Origin of the sequence: Pseudomonas sp. Tn43, from assembly GCF_014192635.1 — a bacterium.
Lineage (GTDB): Bacteria > Pseudomonadota > Gammaproteobacteria > Pseudomonadales > Pseudomonadaceae > Aquipseudomonas.
This window is the reverse complement of record NZ_JACHYG010000003.1, coordinates 590,411-606,381: the sequence shown is the minus strand read 5'-3', so window position 1 is coordinate 606,381 and position 15,971 is coordinate 590,411. Positions and strand designations below refer to the sequence as shown.

The window sequence follows — 15,971 nt, the reverse complement described above, 5'->3', positions numbered from 1 at the left end:
CGAGCGGACAGGGCTCTAAATCGGGAACTTTCAGGCAGCACAGGGGTATCCACGGGGCTTTAAGTGACCCGCAAGTGCACTGTTCAGCAGGAAGAATGCGATCAAATTGTGGGAGCGAGCCTGCTCGCGATGGGGCCATATCATTCAACATCAACGTTGACTGTTAAACCCTATCGCGAGCAGGCTCGCACCCACAGGAATCAGTGTTTCTGCTTGTCGTTATCGCCCGACAAATCATGCAAATGGCGCCGGGACAAGGCGAGAAAACGCGGAGTAGGGCCGACGTCTTCGTACAGTGGATCGCCTTCCTCGTCGGTGGCCACCACCGTTGACCCTTTCACGTACGGAAAGCTCGCTTCGAGTTCTTCAAGGGCGGCGCCGATCAGCTCGCCGAGCAGTTCTTCGGGGTGCCGCTTGGGGTACATTTCAATAATCGCCGCCAGCCGTGCGGCCGCTTCCACGTCCAGACGAATCGTGTAGCCCGTGTCGGTCAGGCGACCCTTGGCGTTTTCTTCCCAGTGCTTGGCGAGCTCGCGGATTTTCATGATGACCTCATTGCGCACCTGCTCGTGGCAGGCCGGGTGAGTGTCCGGCGGTAGCCGGTGATACGCCGTTGTACGGCTCATGGTTGAGATTAGCTGCATTGCCCGGTGTTTGAAGCCCTTGGCGTGGTCTGCTTGTAAGAAGCGCTTTACGGCGGCACTCTCTGTAGCAGAGCCTCTGATAACCAAGCATAGCCGCCCGGATTTTCGCTGGAGAACTGCTGATGACCGATATTGATGCACGCTTGCGCGAGGACGTTCACCTGTTGGGTGAACTGTTGGGCAACACCATTCGTGAACAGTACGGGGATGACTTTCTCGACAAGATCGAGCAAATCCGCAAAGGCGCCAAGGCTGACCGTCGCGGTTCGATGGACGCTGAGCTTAGTGCCAGCCTCAACCAGTTGAGCGAAGACGAGCTGCTGCCGGTGGCGCGAGCGTTCAACCAGTTTCTCAACCTGGCCAATATCGCTGAGCAATATCAGCTGATTCACCGCCGCGAAGAGTCGCAACCCGAACCATTCGAGGCACGGGTGTTGCCGGAACTGCTCGCTCGCCTGCTGACTGCGGGTCATGACCCCGAGTCCCTGGCCCGGCAATTGGGGCGTCTGGAAATCGAGTTGGTATTGACCGCGCACCCCACCGAAGTGGCGCGCCGCACCCTGATCCAGAAGTACGACGCGATCGCCGCGCAACTGGCCGCACAAGACCATCGCGACCTGACCACCGCCGAGCGCGAGCAGATCAAGACGAAGTTGCAGCGCCTGATCGCCGAAGCCTGGCACACCGAAGAAATTCGCCGTACCCGTCCCACACCGGTGGATGAAGCCAAGTGGGGCTTTGCGGTGATCGAGCATTCGCTGTGGCAGGCGATTCCCAATTATTTGCGCAAGGCCGATCAGGCGCTGCATGCCGCCACCGGCCTGCACTTGCCACTGGAAGCGGCACCGATTCGCTTTGCCTCCTGGATGGGCGGCGACCGCGACGGCAACCCCAACGTCACTGCCGCCGTAACCCGCGAAGTGTTGCTGCTGGCGCGCTGGATGGCCGCCGATTTGTACCTGCGCGACGTTGATCATCTCGCCGCCGAGTTGTCGATGCAGCGGGCCAGTGACGAGCTGAAGGCCAAGGCCGGCGACAGCGCCGAACCTTACCGCGCAGTGCTCAAACAATTGCGTGAACGCCTGCGCGCGACCCGTAACTGGGCCCACGCCTCCCTGACGGCAGCCACTCCAGCGTCGGCCGATGTGCTGCAAAACAATCGTGACCTGCTGGACCCGCTGGAGCTGTGCTACCACTCGCTGCATGAATGCGGCATGGGCGTCATCGCCGATGGTCCGTTGCTCGATTGCCTGCGTCGCGCGGTGACATTCGGGTTGTTTCTGGTGCGCCTCGATGTGCGGCAGGACTCGTCACGCCACACGGCGGCCATGACCGAAATCACCGATTACCTCGGCCTGGGCCGTTATGAGGACTGGAGCGAAGAGGAACGCATCGCCTTCCTGATGCGTGAACTGAACAATCGTCGCCCGTTGCTGCCAGCGTACTTCAAGCCGTCTGCCGACACCGCCGAGGTTCTGGCGACGTGCCGGGAAATCGCCGCGGCACCAGGGGCCTCCCTTGGTTCGTATGTGATTTCCATGGCCGGTGCCGCTTCCGACGTGCTGGCTGTGCAACTGCTGCTCAAAGAATCCGGCGTATTGCGGCCGATGCGCGTGGTGCCGCTGTTCGAAACCCTCGCCGACCTCGACAACGCGGGCCCGGTGATCGAAAAACTGTTGCTGTTGCCGGGCTATCGCTCGCGCCTGCAAGGGCCGCAGGAAGTGATGATCGGTTATTCCGACTCAGCCAAGGACGCTGGCACCACTGCAGCCGCCTGGGCGCAGTATCGGGCTCAGGAGCGGCTGGTGGATATTTGCCGCGAGCAGCAAGTTGAGCTGTTGTTGTTCCACGGTCGCGGTGGCACCGTGGGCCGTGGAGGTGGTCCGGCACACGCGGCGATTCTGTCGCAGCCGCCGGGGTCGGTGGCGGGGCGTTTCCGCACCACCGAGCAGGGGGAAATGATTCGTTTCAAATTCGGCCTGCCGGACATCGCCGAGCAAAACCTCAATCTGTACCTGGCGGCGGTGCTGGAAGCCACCTTGTTGCCGCCACCACCGCCTGAGCCTGCCTGGCGCCATTTGATGGACGAATTGGCCGCCGATGGCGTCAAGGCCTACCGCGCCGTGGTACGGGAGAACCCGCAGTTCGTCGAGTACTTCCGCCAATCGACCCCGGAGCAGGAGTTGGGGCGTTTGCCGTTGGGCAGCCGCCCGGCCAAACGCCGTGCTGGCGGCATTGAAAGCCTGCGTGCCATTCCGTGGATCTTCGGCTGGACCCAGACGCGTCTGATGCTGCCGGCCTGGCTCGGCTGGGAAGCGGCGCTGAGCAAGGCGCTGGAGCGCGGCGAAGGTGAGCTGTTAGGGCAGATGCGCGAGCAGTGGCCATTCTTCCGTACCCGCATCGATATGCTGGAAATGGTGCTGGCCAAGGCCGACGCCGATATCGCCCAGTCTTACGATGAGCGTCTGGTCGAGCCGGATCTGCTCCCTTTGGGCGCGCATTTACGCGACCTATTGTCGCAGGCGTGTGCGGTGGTCCTGGGGTTGACCGGTCAGTCGCAGCTACTGGCACATAGCCCAGCCACCCTTGAATTCATCCGTCTGCGCAACACTTACCTCGACCCGCTGCATCTATTGCAAGCCGAACTGTTGGCACGTTCGCGGCAACAGGATGTGGCCCAGGGCAGCCCGGTAGAACAGGCGTTACTGGTGTCTGTGGCGGGGATTGCCGCCGGTTTGCGAAATACCGGCTAAGGTTTTCGTCGTGGGGAACAGGCACCCGGCGCGAGCGTCGAGTGCCTGCTGGCGAGCGGTCAAAAAGGTCTGCCACGCGACAGTTAATGATGGGGTTGCGACTTGGGTTACCCCTTCGCAGGGTCTCGCAAGGGGCGGGTTTCTCCGACTTTCGGCGGCTTGTGTGGGCAGGGCCTGCTGTGTATCTTGATCAGCCTTTGGCCGTTTGGGCGGTCGCGATCCTATTTTTGAGATTGGCCCCAAGAGGCGAATCTGACGTTATCTATATAAAAAATTGAGGAGCACATCTAATGCGCGTCATTCTGCTGGGAGCTCCCGGGGCCGGTAAAGGTACTCAGGCTAAGTTCATCACCGAGAAATTCGGTATTCCGCAAATTTCTACCGGCGACATGCTGCGTGCTGCGGTAAAAGCCGGCACCGAGCTGGGCGTTAAAGCCAAAAGCATCATGGATGCCGGTGGCCTGGTTTCCGACGACCTGATCATCGCCCTGGTCAAGGACCGTATCGCGCAGCCTGACTGTGCCAAAGGTTTCCTGTTCGACGGTTTCCCGCGCACCATTCCGCAAGCTGAAGCGCTGGTAGAGGCTGACGTGGAGCTGGACCACGTGGTCGAAATCGCCGTCGATGACGAAGAAATCGTGCAGCGGATTGCCGGTCGTCGCGTTCACGAGGCCAGCGGCCGCGTGTACCACACCGTTTACAACCCGCCGAAAATCGCCGGCAAAGACGACATCACTGGCGAAGAACTGGTACAGCGCAAGGACGACACCGAAGAAACCGTGCGTCATCGCCTGTCGGTCTACCACTCCCAGACCAAGCCACTGATAGAGTTCTACCAGAACCTGGCCGCTGATCAGGGCAAGCCGAAGTACAGCCACATCGAAGGTGTTGGCTCGGTTGAATCGATCACCGGCAAGGTGCTTGAAGCACTGAGCTGAAAAGTCTGATCGGCTTCATCTTCTACGGCCCGCTTGCGGGCCGTAGTTGTTTATACTGGCGCACTTTTTTTGACTTCTCTTACGGAAACATCGATGAGCACCTTGCTGGCCCTGGACACCGCGACTGAAGCTTGCTCCGTTGCCTTGCTGCATGACGGCAAAGTCACGAGCCATTACGAGGTGATCCCGCGCCTGCATGCGCAAAAGCTGCTGCCGATGATTCAGCAACTGCTGGCCGATGCCGGGACTACCCTGCAAGCGGTCGATGCCATTGCGTTCGGCCGTGGGCCGGGCGCGTTCACCGGTGTGCGCATCGCCATCGGCGTGGTGCAGGGGCTGGCGTTTGCGCTGGATCGTCCGGTATTGCCGGTCTCCAATCTCGCCGTACTCGCCCAGCGGGCCTATCGCGAGCACGGCGTCAGCCAGGTCGCGGCGGCCATCGATGCGCGCATGGATGAGGTGTATTGGGGTTGCTACCGCGAAACGGCGGGGGAGATGCGGCTGGTGGGCAATGAAGCGGTACTGCCACCGCAAGCCGCTGCGTTGCCAGCCGATGCCAGCGGCGAGTGGTTTGGTGCTGGCACCGGTTGGGGGTATGCCGAGCGCATTGCCGTCAACCTGAGCGGGCAGGACGCGGGCATGCTGCCCCACGCCGAAGACCTGCTGACCCTGGCACGTTTTGCCTGGGAGCGCGGTGAAGCGATCGTGGCCGATCAGGCGCAACCGGTGTATCTGCGCGATAAAGTCGCGACCCCGAAAGCGCGTTAATCCTTGTTCTCGGGTTGATCCCTTCGCGGGCAAGCCTCGCTCCTACAAGTTTTGTAGCCGTCGAAATATCGGCGATACCTGTAGGAGCGAGGCTTGCCCGCGAAGGCAATCTTTCCGGTTATAGCCAAATCATCAATTTCTACCCGCCGCTTTTAAACCTTTTCGCTTTTCTGTGTTCTAGTTATCACTCGGCGGTTTGCGAAGTGGGATATGCGCCACTAAACTGCCATCATCGATACCGAGCATGCCCTTATGCGTATAGACGGCGTTTCCTCTCAGTCCTACCCCATCAAGCGCAAGCCTCGCAAAGGCCATGTCTACGAGGGTGACTCCGTCGATATCGACGGCGAGCTGGAATTCCCTACCGAAGAGCAATTGGCCGCCCGTGCCAAAGCCTCGGCGCAACGCCTGAGCAATCTGCCCGCTCGTCAACAAGACATGATTTATCACCGCGCCATGAGCAAAAGCGTGGCAATGGCTTTGGCCAGTTACCTGAGCACCGCCACTTTTGTCGATTGGGATGCGGATGTTCTGGGTCTCGACCTTTACATCTGATGCTGCCTTACTATCTCGGTTGCCCGTCCTGGAGTGAAAATGCCTGGCGCGATTATTTGTATCCGCAAGACGCCAGGCCTGCCGAGTTTCTCAGTCTTTATGCTCAAGTGTTCAACGCCGTGGAAGGCAATACGACCTTCTACGCCAGCCCGTCTGCCGCCACGGTGCAGCGCTGGGCCCAGATCATGCCCGAACACTTTCGCTTCACCGCCAAGTTTCCTGGCGACATCAGTCACAGCGGCGATCTGCGCGAACAATTGACCGCCGCCGAAACCTTCCTGCAATTGCTCAGCCCCCTGGGTGAGCGGGTTTCTCCCCTGTGGTTGCAATTATCCAAAAGCTTCACCCCGCAACGCTTGTCCGAGCTGGCCGGTTTTATCGATGCGATCGACCGGCCCCTGGCGGTTGAAGTGCGACACGATGAGTTCTTTGCCAAGGGCGATGCCGAGCGAATGCTCAATCGCCTGTTGCTCGAGCGCGGTGTCGAGCGTATCTGCCTCGATCCGCGAGCGCTGTTCAGCTGCACCTCGACTGAACCTTCGGTGCTTCACGCCCAATCGAAAAAACCCCGGGTACCGCCTCGTCCTGCGGCGTTTACTCAATGCCCACAGGTGCGTTTCATCGGCCATCCTGTGCTTGAAGCCAACGATTCATTCCTGGTGCCGTGGGTCGAAAAAATCGCTGCCTGGATCGAAGAGGGCCGCGCGCCGTATATCTTCCTGCACACCGCCGATAATCTGTTGGCGGCAAAACTCGCCCAACGTTTTCACGCACAGCTGATGCTGCGTTTGCCTGGCTTGCCGCCGCTGCCTGAGCTATACAGAGAGCCCGCTGCCGAGCAATTTGGCTTGCTCTGAAGCGGTTTCTTTCCCTTTTCAGGAGCCTGCCAATGGATGCGCAAATCCTTCGAGCCCAGGCGTTCAAAGCACTGCATGAACGCGAGGGCGCTTTTGTCATTCCCAACCCTTGGGACGCCGGCTCGGCGAAAATGCTCGCCAGCCTTGGTTTCGAGGCACTGGCAACCACCAGTGCCGGTTACGCCTTTTCCCGAGGCCGTCCCGATGGTGGGTTGACGCTCGATGAAACCCTGGCGAACGTTGAAGCGATTGTCGCGGCCACCGATCTGCCGGTGGCGGTGGATCTCGAAAACGGTTTTGCCGACGCCCCCGCTGATTGCGCCCAAAGTATTCTGCGGGCAGCCAAGGCCGGTGCCGTTGGCGGTTCGATCGAAGATGCCACCGGGCGTGAGGACGGTCCGATCTACTGCTTCGAACATGCGGTGGCGCGTATCGAAGCGGCTGTCGCGGCGGCTCGCAGTTTGTCTTTTCCCTTCGTGCTGACGGCGCGTGCCGAAAACTATCTGCACGGCAATCCTGACCTCGACGATACCGTTCGCCGTTTGCAGGCATTCGCCGAAGCGGGAGCTGACGTGCTTTACGCACCAGGCTTGCGCAGTGCTGAAGAGGTTTTGGCGGTGGTCCGTGCCGTGGCGCCCAAGCCGGTCAATGTATTGATGTCCGGCGGGCTCAAGCTGACGGTCGAGCAGTTGAGTGAAATGGGCGTCAGACGCATCAGCGTTGGTTCAGCCCTGGCCCTGGCGGCGTATGGCGAGTTCTTCCGCGCCGCCGAGGAAATCCAGCAACACGGGACCTTCGGCTTTACCTCCCGCTCGATGCCATTCCAGAAGGCCAATCAATTGTTCAAAGGCTGACGATGCGGTTTCGGTGGGGGCTGTTGCTGGTGCTGTTGATCATCGGCGCTGCCGGGTTAAGTGTCTGGCGCGGCTGGGTGTCCATTCCCCCGCAATGGAACCCCTGGGCGCCGCTGGACGTGAAGGCCGAACCGAACCTGCTGACCCGCTACAAACTGATGCGTCTGCGCAATGATCCGCAGTTATGCGACCAGGTCCTGAGCGGCTCAGGTTTGCGGGTGACCCGTCAGGCCGACAGCCCGGACGCGACTTGCCCATTGACCGACGCCTTGCGTGTGCAAGGTGGCGAGGTGGCACTGAGCAGCAGTTTTCTCGCTAGTTGCCGCTTGGCAGTGGCGTTCGCCTTGTTTGAACGCCACGCCCTGCAACCTGCGGCTCAGGCTGTCTACGGGCAAGCGGTGAAACGGGTCGACCATCTTGGCAGCTTCGCCTGTCGCAACGTCTACAACCGCGAAAACGGCAGACGCAGCCAGCATGCCACGGCCGATGCGCTGGATATCAGCGGATTCCGCCTGGCGGGTGGCCGATCGATCAGCGTGCTCAGGGATTGGCCGAAGGATAACCAGGACGCGCGATTTCTGCGTCAGGTGCGCGATGGTGCCTGCGATATGTTCAGTGTGGTATTGAGCCCGGATTACAACGCCGCCCATCGCAACCACTTTCATGTGGATGTCGGGCCGTGGTGGCGCTGCCGCTGAGGGTCAGGCGGCGATACGCAGGTTCTGCAGAACGATCGGGCGTGCCCAGCCGTTATCGAAATCCAGTTGTTTCTGTTGTTCCACCAGCTCTTCGGGCGAGAACGGCGGGAACGGTTTGTCCAGCAGCTCAAGTTCGAACTCGGCGATCGGCAAGTGCAGCGGGCGCGGTTGCGGTGCGGCGCCTGGCTGTCGCAACGCTTGGCCGGCGGTGAGCACGATAGGGCGTACCCAGCCGCTGTCGAAGTCCTGCTGTTTCTGTTGCGCGACGATTTCTTCCGGCGGGAATGGCGGGAAGGGTTTGTCGGCCAGGTCCATTTCGAATTCGGCAATCGGCAGAAACAGCGGCTCTGGCGGGCGAACGGGTGTTTCGATCACATCACATTCGCGCTGGGAAATGATGTGCGCCAGCAACTCACTGCCAACGGTCGGTTCGACCGGGCTGTCGAGATCCACCGGCGGAAAGTTGAGAGACTCCGGCACGACATCGCCCGACTGATCGGCCAGCGCCTGGGCAAAAAAATCCTGCCACAGGTGACTGACGCCGCTCAGTGCTTGGGAGTTTCGCAGGCCAAAATCGCCGTGGGGCGAGATATAACCTATCGATGTGCGTTGAATGTCTGACATTTCTCTCGGTCGACGCTCAGCTCTGGCAAAATGCTCGATAGTTTGGTTATCGGCCATTTTTGCCGATCATTAATTTTTTGAGCGTGTTTTCCCATGATTGAGCAACCTGCGGCCTGCCGCATCCATGTCGAGGCCTTGGGCACGACCTTTCAGCCACAGGCCGAGCAATGGGCCGAGCGCCTGGGGTTGCCGTTACAGGTGGATGATGGCGAGTTCGCCTTGCAGGTGGGCGAGCAGGGGTTGCAGCTGCAACAATTGGGGCCCGATGCTCCGGGACCGGTTCGGGTGGATTTTGTCGAAGGCGGCGCGGCTCATCGTCGGTTGTACGGCGGCGGCAGCGGTCAGATGATCGCCAAAGCGGTCGGCATCGCCCAAGGCGTGCGCCCGCGTGTGCTAGACGCAACGGCAGGGTTGGGCAAGGACGCGTTCGTGCTGGCCAGCCTGGGCTGTGAGATGAGCCTGATCGAGCGCCAGCCGCTGATCGGCGCATTGCTTGAAGATGGCCTGGCGCGCGGCGCGGAAGATTTCGACGTGGCGCCGATCGTGGCGCGGATGCGTTTGCTCAAGGGCAATTCGATCGAGGTGATGCGCAACTGGGAAGGCGAGCCACCGCAGGTGATCTACCTCGATCCGATGTTCCCCCATCGCGAGAAAACGGCGTTGGTGAAGAAGGAAATGCGCCTGTTCCGGCCGCTGGTCGGCGATGACCCGGATGCGCCTGCATTGCTCGAAGCGGCGTTGGCCCTGGCCAGCCACCGGGTGGTGGTCAAGCGCCCGCGCAAGGCGCCGTGCATCGAGGGGCCGAAACCGAGCCATGCGCTGGATGGCAAATCCAGCCGATACGACATTTATCCGAAGAAAGCGCTCAAACCCTGATTCGATACTGATCGTTCCCACGCTCTGCGTGGGAATGTCTCAATGGACGCTCTGCGTCCGCTTCGAAAGGGACGCGGAGCGTCCCGGGCTGCATTCCCACGCACAGCGTGGGAACGATCATCAGGCCGACTGCGGCCGATAAGCCCGCATAAACAACCCCACCACGTCCTGCACATGGGCTTCGGCCGCATCCCCGGTCACCGGCTCGCCGCAGCCATACAGCAACCGGAAATTGCCCGCGCCCTTGAGCAGGCAAAAGAAATGCTCGGCGGCATTGCGCGGTTTATCGATACTCAATGCACCGCTCTGATTGACCTTGTTCAGCAACCCCTCCATTCCGTGGAGCACGCGTTCTGGCCCGGCCTGGAAGAAAATCAGCGAGAGCTTCGGGTCCTGGCTACCCAGCGTCATCATCAGCCGATGCAGGTTCACCGATTCATCGCTGTTGATCAGCTGATGAAAGCCGCGTGCGATGTTCAGCAGCACGGTTTCCACCGCAATGCCCTCCGGCAATTCGAAGAAAAGTGGCGGCAATTGCTCTTCGCACTTGGCCATCACTGCGGCGGAGAACAGCGTTTCCTTGTCGTTGAAATGGCTGTAGACCGTCAGCTTCGACACGCCGGCCTCGGCCGCCACGGCATCCATGCTGGTGTTCGCATAGCCCTTGCTCAGAAACAGGATTTTCGCCGCATCGAGGATGGCCTGGCGCTTGGCCAGATCTTTGGGACGGCCCGGACCGCTGGAGGTTGAAAGATTGTCAGACATTCTTCGCTTTAATACTGGACTGGTGAGTTTGCTATTAATAACATACTGGTCAGTATAATTATTCAAAGCACTATTAGCGAAAGGTCCTTCACCATGTTCCGCTATGCCCTGCCCCTCGCATTGCCGGTCAGCCTGGCTTTTTTACTGTCTGCGTGTGGCCATGAAGAGACGCCTCAAGTCACTGTCCGCCCGGCCATGGTCGTTCAGCCAGAGCCTTCGGCCCAGGCCATGGAAAGTTATCCCGGTGAAGTCCGTGCGCGCTATGAGCCAGATCTGGCCTTCCGCATTGGCGGTAAAGTCAGCCGACGACTGGTCGAGGAAGGCCAGCGGGTCAAGGCCGACCAGCCTCTGGCGGAACTCGATCCTCAGGATGTGCGCCTGCAACTGGAAGCCACCCGCGCCCAGGTCGCCGCCGCCGAAGCCAATCTGAACCTGGTGCGCGCCGAGCGCGATCGCTACAAGACCCTGATGGAGCGGCAAATGGTCAGCCGTTCGCAGTACGACAATGCGGAAAACCTCTACCGCTCCGGTGAAGCACGTCTCAAGCAAATCAAAGCCGAATTCAACGTATCGACCAACCAGGCCAGTTACGCGGTGCTGCGTGCACCGCAGGATGGCGTGGTGGCCAAGCGTGCGGTTGAAGTCGGGCAAGTGGTGGCGGCCGGGCAAACGGTGTTTACCCTTGCCACCGACGGCGAACGCGAAGTGTTGATCAGCCTGCCGGAGCAGAGTTTTGGTCGCTTCAAGGTCGGCCAGCCGGTCTCGGTGGAACTCTGGACCCAACCCGATCAACGTTTCCCGGGACGCATTCGTGAGTTGTCGCCGGCCGCCGATCCGAAATCCCGCACCTTTGCCGCCCGTATCGCTTTTTCCGCCGGCAAGGTTCCCGCCGAACTGGGCCAGAGCGCCCGGGTGTTCATCCAGACCGCCGATGTGGTGTCGTTGTCAGTGCCGCTGTCGGCAGTCACGGCGGAAAACGGGGCCACTTATGTATGGGTGGTCGGCGCCAACAACACCTTGAAAAAAGCCCCGGTGCGGGTCGGTGCATTCGGCGAGAAAACCGTGCCGGTGCTTGAAGGCCTGAACGCCAGTGACTGGGTGGTGGCGGCCGGGGTTCATGTGCTTCACGACGGGCAGCAAGTACGCCCGGTGGATCGCTCCAATCGCGTGGTCAATCTGGCGCACAAGGAGTAATCCCCGATGGGTTTCAATCTTTCCGAATGGGCGCTGCGCAACCGCCAGATCGTACTGTTCCTGATGCTTTTGCTGGCCCTCGTCGGCGCGTTGTCCTACACCAAGCTGGGCCAAAGCGAAGACCCGCCGTTCACCTTCAAGGCCATGGTGATTCGCACCAACTGGCCGGGAGCTACGGCCGAGGAAGTGTCGCGCCAGGTGACCGAGCGTATTGAAAAGAAACTGATGGAAACCGGCGAGTACGACCGGATCGCTTCGTTCTCCCGCCCGGGCGAGTCCCAGGTCACGTTCATTGCTCGAGATTCGATGCACTCGGTGGAGATCCCGGAGCTCTGGTATCAGGCTCGCAAAAAGATCAGCGACATTCGCCACACGTTGCCGCCGGGCATCCAGGGGCCTTTCTTCAATGATGAGTTCGGCACCACCTTCGGCAATATCTACGCCCTGACCGGCGAAGGTTTTGATTACGCGGTGCTCAAGGACTACGCCGACCGCGTCCAGATTCAGCTGCAACGGGTCAAGGATGTGGGCAAGGTCGACTTGCTCGGGCTGCAGGACGAAAAGATCTGGATCGAGCTCTCCAACGTCAAACTGGCCACCCTCGGATTGCCGTTGGCGACGGTGCAGCAGGCGCTTGAAGAGCAGAACGCGATGTCCAACGCAGGTTTCTTCGAAACCACCAGCGAGCGTTTGCAGCTACGGGTTTCGGGGAATTTTCAGACGGTCGACGAGATCAGCAACTTCCCGATCCGCGTCGGTGATCGCACGTTCCGCATCGGCGATGTGGCGAACGTTCGTCGTGGCTTCAACGATCCACCGGCGCCGCGCATGCGCTTCATGGCTGAAGACGCCATCGGCCTGGCGGTGGCCATGAAGAGCGGTGGCGACATTCTGATTCTGGGCAAGGCGCTGGAAGCCGAATTCGCCCGGATCCAGAAGAATCTTCCGGCCGGCATGCAACTGCGCAAGGTCTCCGATCAACCGGCCGCGGTGAAAACCGGTGTCGGCGAGTTTGTTCAGGTGCTGGTGGAGGCGCTGGCGATTGTATTGCTGGTGAGCTTCTTCTCCCTCGGTGTGCGCACCGGCATGGTGGTGGCGCTGGCGATTCCGCTGGTGTTGGCGATGACCTTCGCTTGCATGTATTACCTTGGCATCGGCCTGCACAAGATTTCCCTGGGCGCGCTGGTGCTGGCGCTGGGATTGCTGGTGGACGACGCGATCATCGCCGTGGAAATGATGGCGATCAAAATGGAGCAGGGCTTCGACCGGGTCAAAGCCGCCAGCTACGCCTGGACCAGCACTGCGTTCCCGATGCTCACCGGTACGTTGATCACCGCTGCCGGTTTCCTGCCGATTGCCACTGCGCAATCGGGCACCGGTGAATACACCCGCTCGATCTTCCAGGTGGTGACCATCGCGCTGGTGGCGTCGTGGGTTGCCGCCGTGGTCTTTGTGCCTTATCTGGGGGAAAAACTCCTGCCGGACCTGGCGAAAATTCACGCCGCCAAACATGGCACCGGCGACGGTCAACCCGACCCTTATGGCACGCCGTTCTATCAGCGCGTCAGGCGGCTGGTGGAGTGGTGCGTGCGTCGGCGCAAAACGGTGATCATGCTGACGGTCTTGATGTTCGTCGCCTCACTGGTGTTGTTCCGTTTCGTGCCGCAACAGTTCTTCCCGGCTTCGGGGCGGCTGGAGTTGATGGTCGATCTGAAACTGGCCGAAGGGGCGTCTTTGAGCAACACCGCCGAAGAGGTCAAACGCCTCGAAAACCTGCTCAAGGATCAGCCCGGGATCGACAATTACGTGGCTTACGTCGGCACCGGTTCGCCGCGTTTCTACCTGCCGCTGGATCAGCAACTTCCGGCGGCGAGCTTTGCGCAATTTGTCGTGCTGGCCAAAACCATTGAAGACCGTGAAACCCTGCGCACCTGGTTGATTGGAACCCTCAATGAACAATTCCCGGCCCTGCGCACGCGGGTCACGCGGCTGGAGAATGGCCCGCCTGTTGGTTATCCGGTGCAGTTCCGGGTCACCGGTGAGCACATCGAGGAAGTCCGCGCATTGGCCCGTAAAGTCGCGGCCAAGGTTCGTGAGAATCCTCACGTGGTCAACGTGCATCTGGACTGGGAAGAGCCGAGCAAAGTCGTTTACCTGAACGTCGACCAGGACCGCGCGCGAGCGCTGGGTGTGAGCACGGCGAACCTCTCGGCTTTCCTGCGCAGCTCGCTGACCGGTGCCAGCGTCAGCCAGTACCGCGAAGACAACGAGTTGATCGAGATCTTGCTGCGCGGCACGGTACATGAGCGCACCGAACTGGCGTTGCTGCCAAGCCTGGCCGTGCCGACCGACAATGGTCGCAGCGTGGCGCTGTCGCAGATCGCGACGCTGGAATACGGCTTCGAGGAAGGCATCATCTGGCACCGTAACCGCCTGCCCAACGTGACGGTTCGCGCCGACATCTACGGCAAGGAACAACCGGTGACACTGGTGCAGCAAATCATGCCGACCCTGGATCCGATTCGCGCCGAACTGCCGGACGGCTATTTGCTGGACGTCGGCGGTACGGTGGAAGACTCGGCCCGTGGGCAGAGCTCGGTGAATGCTGGCGTGCCGTTGTTCATTGTGGTGGTGCTGACGTTGCTGATGCTGCAACTGCGCAGTTTCTCACGCACGGTGATGGTGTTTCTGACGGCGCCACTGGGGCTGATCGGTGTGACCCTTTTTCTGCTGGTGTTCCGTCAACCGTTTGGTTTTGTGGCAATGCTCGGGACCATCGCCTTGTCCGGGATGATCATGCGTAACTCAGTGATTCTGGTGGATCAGATCGAGCAGGACATCGCTGCCGGGCTTAAGCCTTGGCAAGCGATTATCGAGGCGACAGTGCGGCGGTTCCGACCGATTGTGCTGACGGCGTTGGCGGCGGTGCTGGCGATGATTCCATTGTCACGCAGTGTGTTTTTCGGGCCGATGGCGGTGGCGATCATGGGCGGGCTGATTGTGGCGACGGCGTTGACGTTGCTGTTTTTGCCGGCGTTGTATGCGGCTTGGTTCAGGGTCCGTAAAGAGTCTGTGTGATTGTTTGGTCTTGGCGGCCTTCGGGCCGACCATGCTCTTGGTTGGTGCGGTACATATCCGTTGCTGCGGTAACGGCGGCCAGATGAACACCTGCGCTCAGCCTCCCGAAGGGGCGGGTGGATCAAGATCAAAAGCCAGATCAAAAGCTGCAGGCGAGCTAACGCTCGGCCTGTTGAGTGGTGAGGGGCGGGTGTACGCCGATGGCTTTTTGTAGGAGCGAGGCTTGCCCGCGAAGGCGGCCTGACAGCCGATCAATCTATCGCGGGTGTACACAACCCCACGTAGGAGCTGCCGAAGGCTGCGATCTTTTGATCTTGGCGGCCTGACAACCAACCAATACTTCGCAGATCCACACGGTTCAATTGTGGGAGCGAGCCTGCTCGCGATGTGGCGTCCTGAAAGTCGACGATGTTTATTGGGCAATCAAATCATCAGAACCTTCCCACCTGATTTTCAGGTTGTCCGTCGGAAGTGCGCCCTCTAGCCTTCGCTGCAAAAAGCAGCGACCGGGTTTCGCAGCCCGGTAAATCGCGTGCTGGATAATCTGGATCCGTAACAGTAGCGCAAAAAAAGCCCGCTGAACCTTCAAAGGTCAGCGGGCTTTTCGTGATGAGTTGCACTTGGAAAATTACAACGTACCAAACACCTTCTTCGCCAGACTGGTCGCCGCCGCCGCAGGGTTTTGGCGAATGGTTTCTTCCTGCTTGCTAATCATCTCGAACAAACCGTTCAACGCCTGCTCGGTGACGTAGCCTTCGATGTTGGCGTTTTTCGCATCCAGCACGCCCAGAGTCGCCGCTTGCCCGGCGAACGAGTTGTATTGCTGGGCCAGGCCGACCTGGTCGGTAGCCTGTTTGACGATTGGCAGGAATTTGATGCGGATCTGCTCGCGGCTGGTTTTGCTCAGGTATTGAGTCGCCGAGTCCTTGCCGCCGCCGAGAATCCCCTTGGCATCCTCCACGGTCATCTTCTTCACCGCATCCACCAGAATCGGTTGAGCCTGTGTCACCGCCGCTTCAGCCGCTTTGTTCATGCTGATTTCCAGTTGATCGACCTGATCGCCCATGCCGAACTGTTTCATTTTCTTGGCGACCTTGCCCAGCTTGCCCGGCAGCTCGATTTTCACCTCCGGATTGTTGCTGAAGCCACCAGGTGCGCCAAGTTGTTTAACGGCCAGTTGCGCACCTTGAGTCAGGGCGTCCTTGAGGCCGCCGGTGGCGTCTTGTTGCGACAGGTCATTGAGCGACAGGGCCAGGGCGTTGGCGCAGATCATCAAACCTGCGCACAGGCTGGTGAAGCGAAGAGTAGGGCGGAGCATGGCGGCTTCCTTGTTCGGATTTTCAGTGGCTGCGGCGCCAGAAGAAGCC

14 protein-coding genes are annotated in these 15,971 nt (G+C 60.2%); 10 read left to right on the top strand and 4 right to left on the bottom strand.

The genetic code is table 11. From position 1 onward, the window contains the following. Positions 1-200: 200 nt before the first annotated feature. Positions 201-545: a pilin assembly protein gene (locus tag FHW68_RS11385; protein WP_095631701.1), complete on the bottom strand. Its 345-nt coding sequence runs from the start codon at positions 543-545 to the stop codon at positions 201-203. Between the two features lie 221 nt (positions 546-766). On the opposite strand from FHW68_RS11385, the gene ppc reads away from it, so the two are divergent. From ppc to FHW68_RS11350, 7 genes are all read left to right on the top strand, one after another. Beyond that, entirely contained in the window at positions 767-3,397 is a 2,631-nt protein-coding gene (gene ppc, locus FHW68_RS11380) for a phosphoenolpyruvate carboxylase (RefSeq protein ID WP_095631700.1), read from the top strand. 290 nt (positions 3,398-3,687) lie between these two features. Next, the gene (adk, locus tag FHW68_RS11375; RefSeq protein ID WP_095631699.1) at positions 3,688-4,335 is read left to right on the top strand and encodes an adenylate kinase; all 648 of its coding nucleotides are present in this window, start codon (positions 3,688-3,690) and stop codon (positions 4,333-4,335) included. Between the two features lie 93 nt (positions 4,336-4,428). After that, positions 4,429-5,103 (top strand): tRNA (adenosine(37)-N6)-threonylcarbamoyltransferase complex dimerization subunit type 1 TsaB, encoded by a 675-nt coding sequence (gene tsaB, locus FHW68_RS11370; protein WP_095631698.1) that lies wholly within the window; start codon positions 4,429-4,431, stop codon positions 5,101-5,103. 252 nt (positions 5,104-5,355) lie between these two features. Continuing rightward, on the top strand, positions 5,356-5,658 hold the full coding sequence (locus FHW68_RS11365; RefSeq protein ID WP_095631697.1) for a hypothetical protein: 303 nt from the start codon (positions 5,356-5,358) through the stop codon (positions 5,656-5,658). Beyond that, complete coding sequence (locus FHW68_RS11360) at positions 5,655-6,515, top strand: DUF72 domain-containing protein (protein WP_183680493.1); 861 nt, start codon at positions 5,655-5,657, stop codon at positions 6,513-6,515. The genes FHW68_RS11365 and FHW68_RS11360 overlap by 4 nt, the downstream gene beginning before the upstream one ends. A gap of 32 nt (positions 6,516-6,547) precedes the next feature. After that, positions 6,548-7,369, top strand: a complete 822-nt coding sequence (locus FHW68_RS11355) for an oxaloacetate decarboxylase (protein ID WP_183680433.1) — start codon at positions 6,548-6,550, stop codon at positions 7,367-7,369. A 2-nt stretch (positions 7,370-7,371) separates the two neighbouring features. Next, positions 7,372-8,067: an extensin family protein gene (locus tag FHW68_RS11350; RefSeq protein WP_183680431.1), complete on the top strand. Its 696-nt coding sequence runs from the start codon at positions 7,372-7,374 to the stop codon at positions 8,065-8,067. Positions 8,068-8,070: 3 nt separating this feature from the next. On the opposite strand, the gene FHW68_RS11345 is transcribed toward FHW68_RS11350, so the two are convergent. After that, complete coding sequence (locus FHW68_RS11345; protein WP_183680429.1) at positions 8,071-8,691, bottom strand: energy transducer TonB; 621 nt, start codon at positions 8,689-8,691, stop codon at positions 8,071-8,073. A gap of 93 nt (positions 8,692-8,784) precedes the next feature. Between FHW68_RS11345 and FHW68_RS11340 the strand changes: the two genes are divergently transcribed. Then, a complete protein-coding gene (locus FHW68_RS11340; RefSeq protein ID WP_095631693.1) occupies positions 8,785-9,567 on the top strand; it encodes a class I SAM-dependent methyltransferase in 783 nt (260 codons plus the stop codon). Positions 9,568-9,687: 120 nt separating this feature from the next. Here the strand turns inward: FHW68_RS11340 and FHW68_RS11335 are convergent, their stop codons facing one another. After that, positions 9,688-10,332: a TetR/AcrR family transcriptional regulator gene (locus FHW68_RS11335; RefSeq protein WP_095631691.1), complete on the bottom strand. Its 645-nt coding sequence runs from the start codon at positions 10,330-10,332 to the stop codon at positions 9,688-9,690. Between the two features lie 93 nt (positions 10,333-10,425). Between FHW68_RS11335 and FHW68_RS11330 the strand changes: the two genes are divergently transcribed. Both FHW68_RS11330 and FHW68_RS11325 read left to right on the top strand, forming a co-directional pair. Next, a complete protein-coding gene (locus FHW68_RS11330) occupies positions 10,426-11,526 on the top strand; it encodes an efflux RND transporter periplasmic adaptor subunit (RefSeq protein ID WP_095631690.1) in 1,101 nt (366 codons plus the stop codon). Positions 11,527-11,532: 6 nt separating this feature from the next. Beyond that, on the top strand, positions 11,533-14,604 hold the full coding sequence (locus FHW68_RS11325; RefSeq protein WP_183680427.1) for an efflux RND transporter permease subunit: 3,072 nt from the start codon (positions 11,533-11,535) through the stop codon (positions 14,602-14,604). A gap of 628 nt (positions 14,605-15,232) precedes the next feature. Here FHW68_RS11325 and FHW68_RS11320 read toward each other — a convergent pair. Continuing rightward, positions 15,233-15,922, bottom strand: coding sequence for a DUF4197 domain-containing protein (locus FHW68_RS11320; protein ID WP_183680425.1), 690 nt, complete (start codon positions 15,920-15,922; stop codon positions 15,233-15,235). Positions 15,923-15,971 lie beyond the last annotated feature (49 nt).

Bases quoted from the DNA above. Each gene is read 5' to 3' on its own strand.
- FHW68_RS11385 (WP_095631701.1), bottom strand. From the start codon at position 545: ATGAAAATCCGCGAGCTCGCCAAGCACTGGGAAGAAAACGCCAAGGGT.
- ppc (WP_095631700.1), top strand. From the start codon at position 767: ATGACCGATATTGATGCACGCTTGCGCGAGGACGTTCACCTGTTGGGT.
- adk (WP_095631699.1), top strand. From the start codon at position 3,688: ATGCGCGTCATTCTGCTGGGAGCTCCCGGGGCCGGTAAAGGTACTCAG.
- tsaB (WP_095631698.1), top strand. From the start codon at position 4,429: ATGAGCACCTTGCTGGCCCTGGACACCGCGACTGAAGCTTGCTCCGTT.
- FHW68_RS11365 (WP_095631697.1), top strand. From the start codon at position 5,356: ATGCGTATAGACGGCGTTTCCTCTCAGTCCTACCCCATCAAGCGCAAG.
- FHW68_RS11355 (WP_183680433.1), top strand. From the start codon at position 6,548: ATGGATGCGCAAATCCTTCGAGCCCAGGCGTTCAAAGCACTGCATGAA.
- FHW68_RS11350 (WP_183680431.1), top strand. From the start codon at position 7,372: ATGCGGTTTCGGTGGGGGCTGTTGCTGGTGCTGTTGATCATCGGCGCT.
- FHW68_RS11345 (WP_183680429.1), bottom strand. From the start codon at position 8,691: ATGTCAGACATTCAACGCACATCGATAGGTTATATCTCGCCCCACGGC.
- FHW68_RS11340 (WP_095631693.1), top strand. From the start codon at position 8,785: ATGATTGAGCAACCTGCGGCCTGCCGCATCCATGTCGAGGCCTTGGGC.
- FHW68_RS11335 (WP_095631691.1), bottom strand. From the start codon at position 10,332: ATGTCTGACAATCTTTCAACCTCCAGCGGTCCGGGCCGTCCCAAAGAT.
- FHW68_RS11330 (WP_095631690.1), top strand. From the start codon at position 10,426: ATGTTCCGCTATGCCCTGCCCCTCGCATTGCCGGTCAGCCTGGCTTTT.
- FHW68_RS11325 (WP_183680427.1), top strand. From the start codon at position 11,533: ATGGGTTTCAATCTTTCCGAATGGGCGCTGCGCAACCGCCAGATCGTA.
- FHW68_RS11320 (WP_183680425.1), bottom strand. From the start codon at position 15,922: ATGCTCCGCCCTACTCTTCGCTTCACCAGCCTGTGCGCAGGTTTGATG.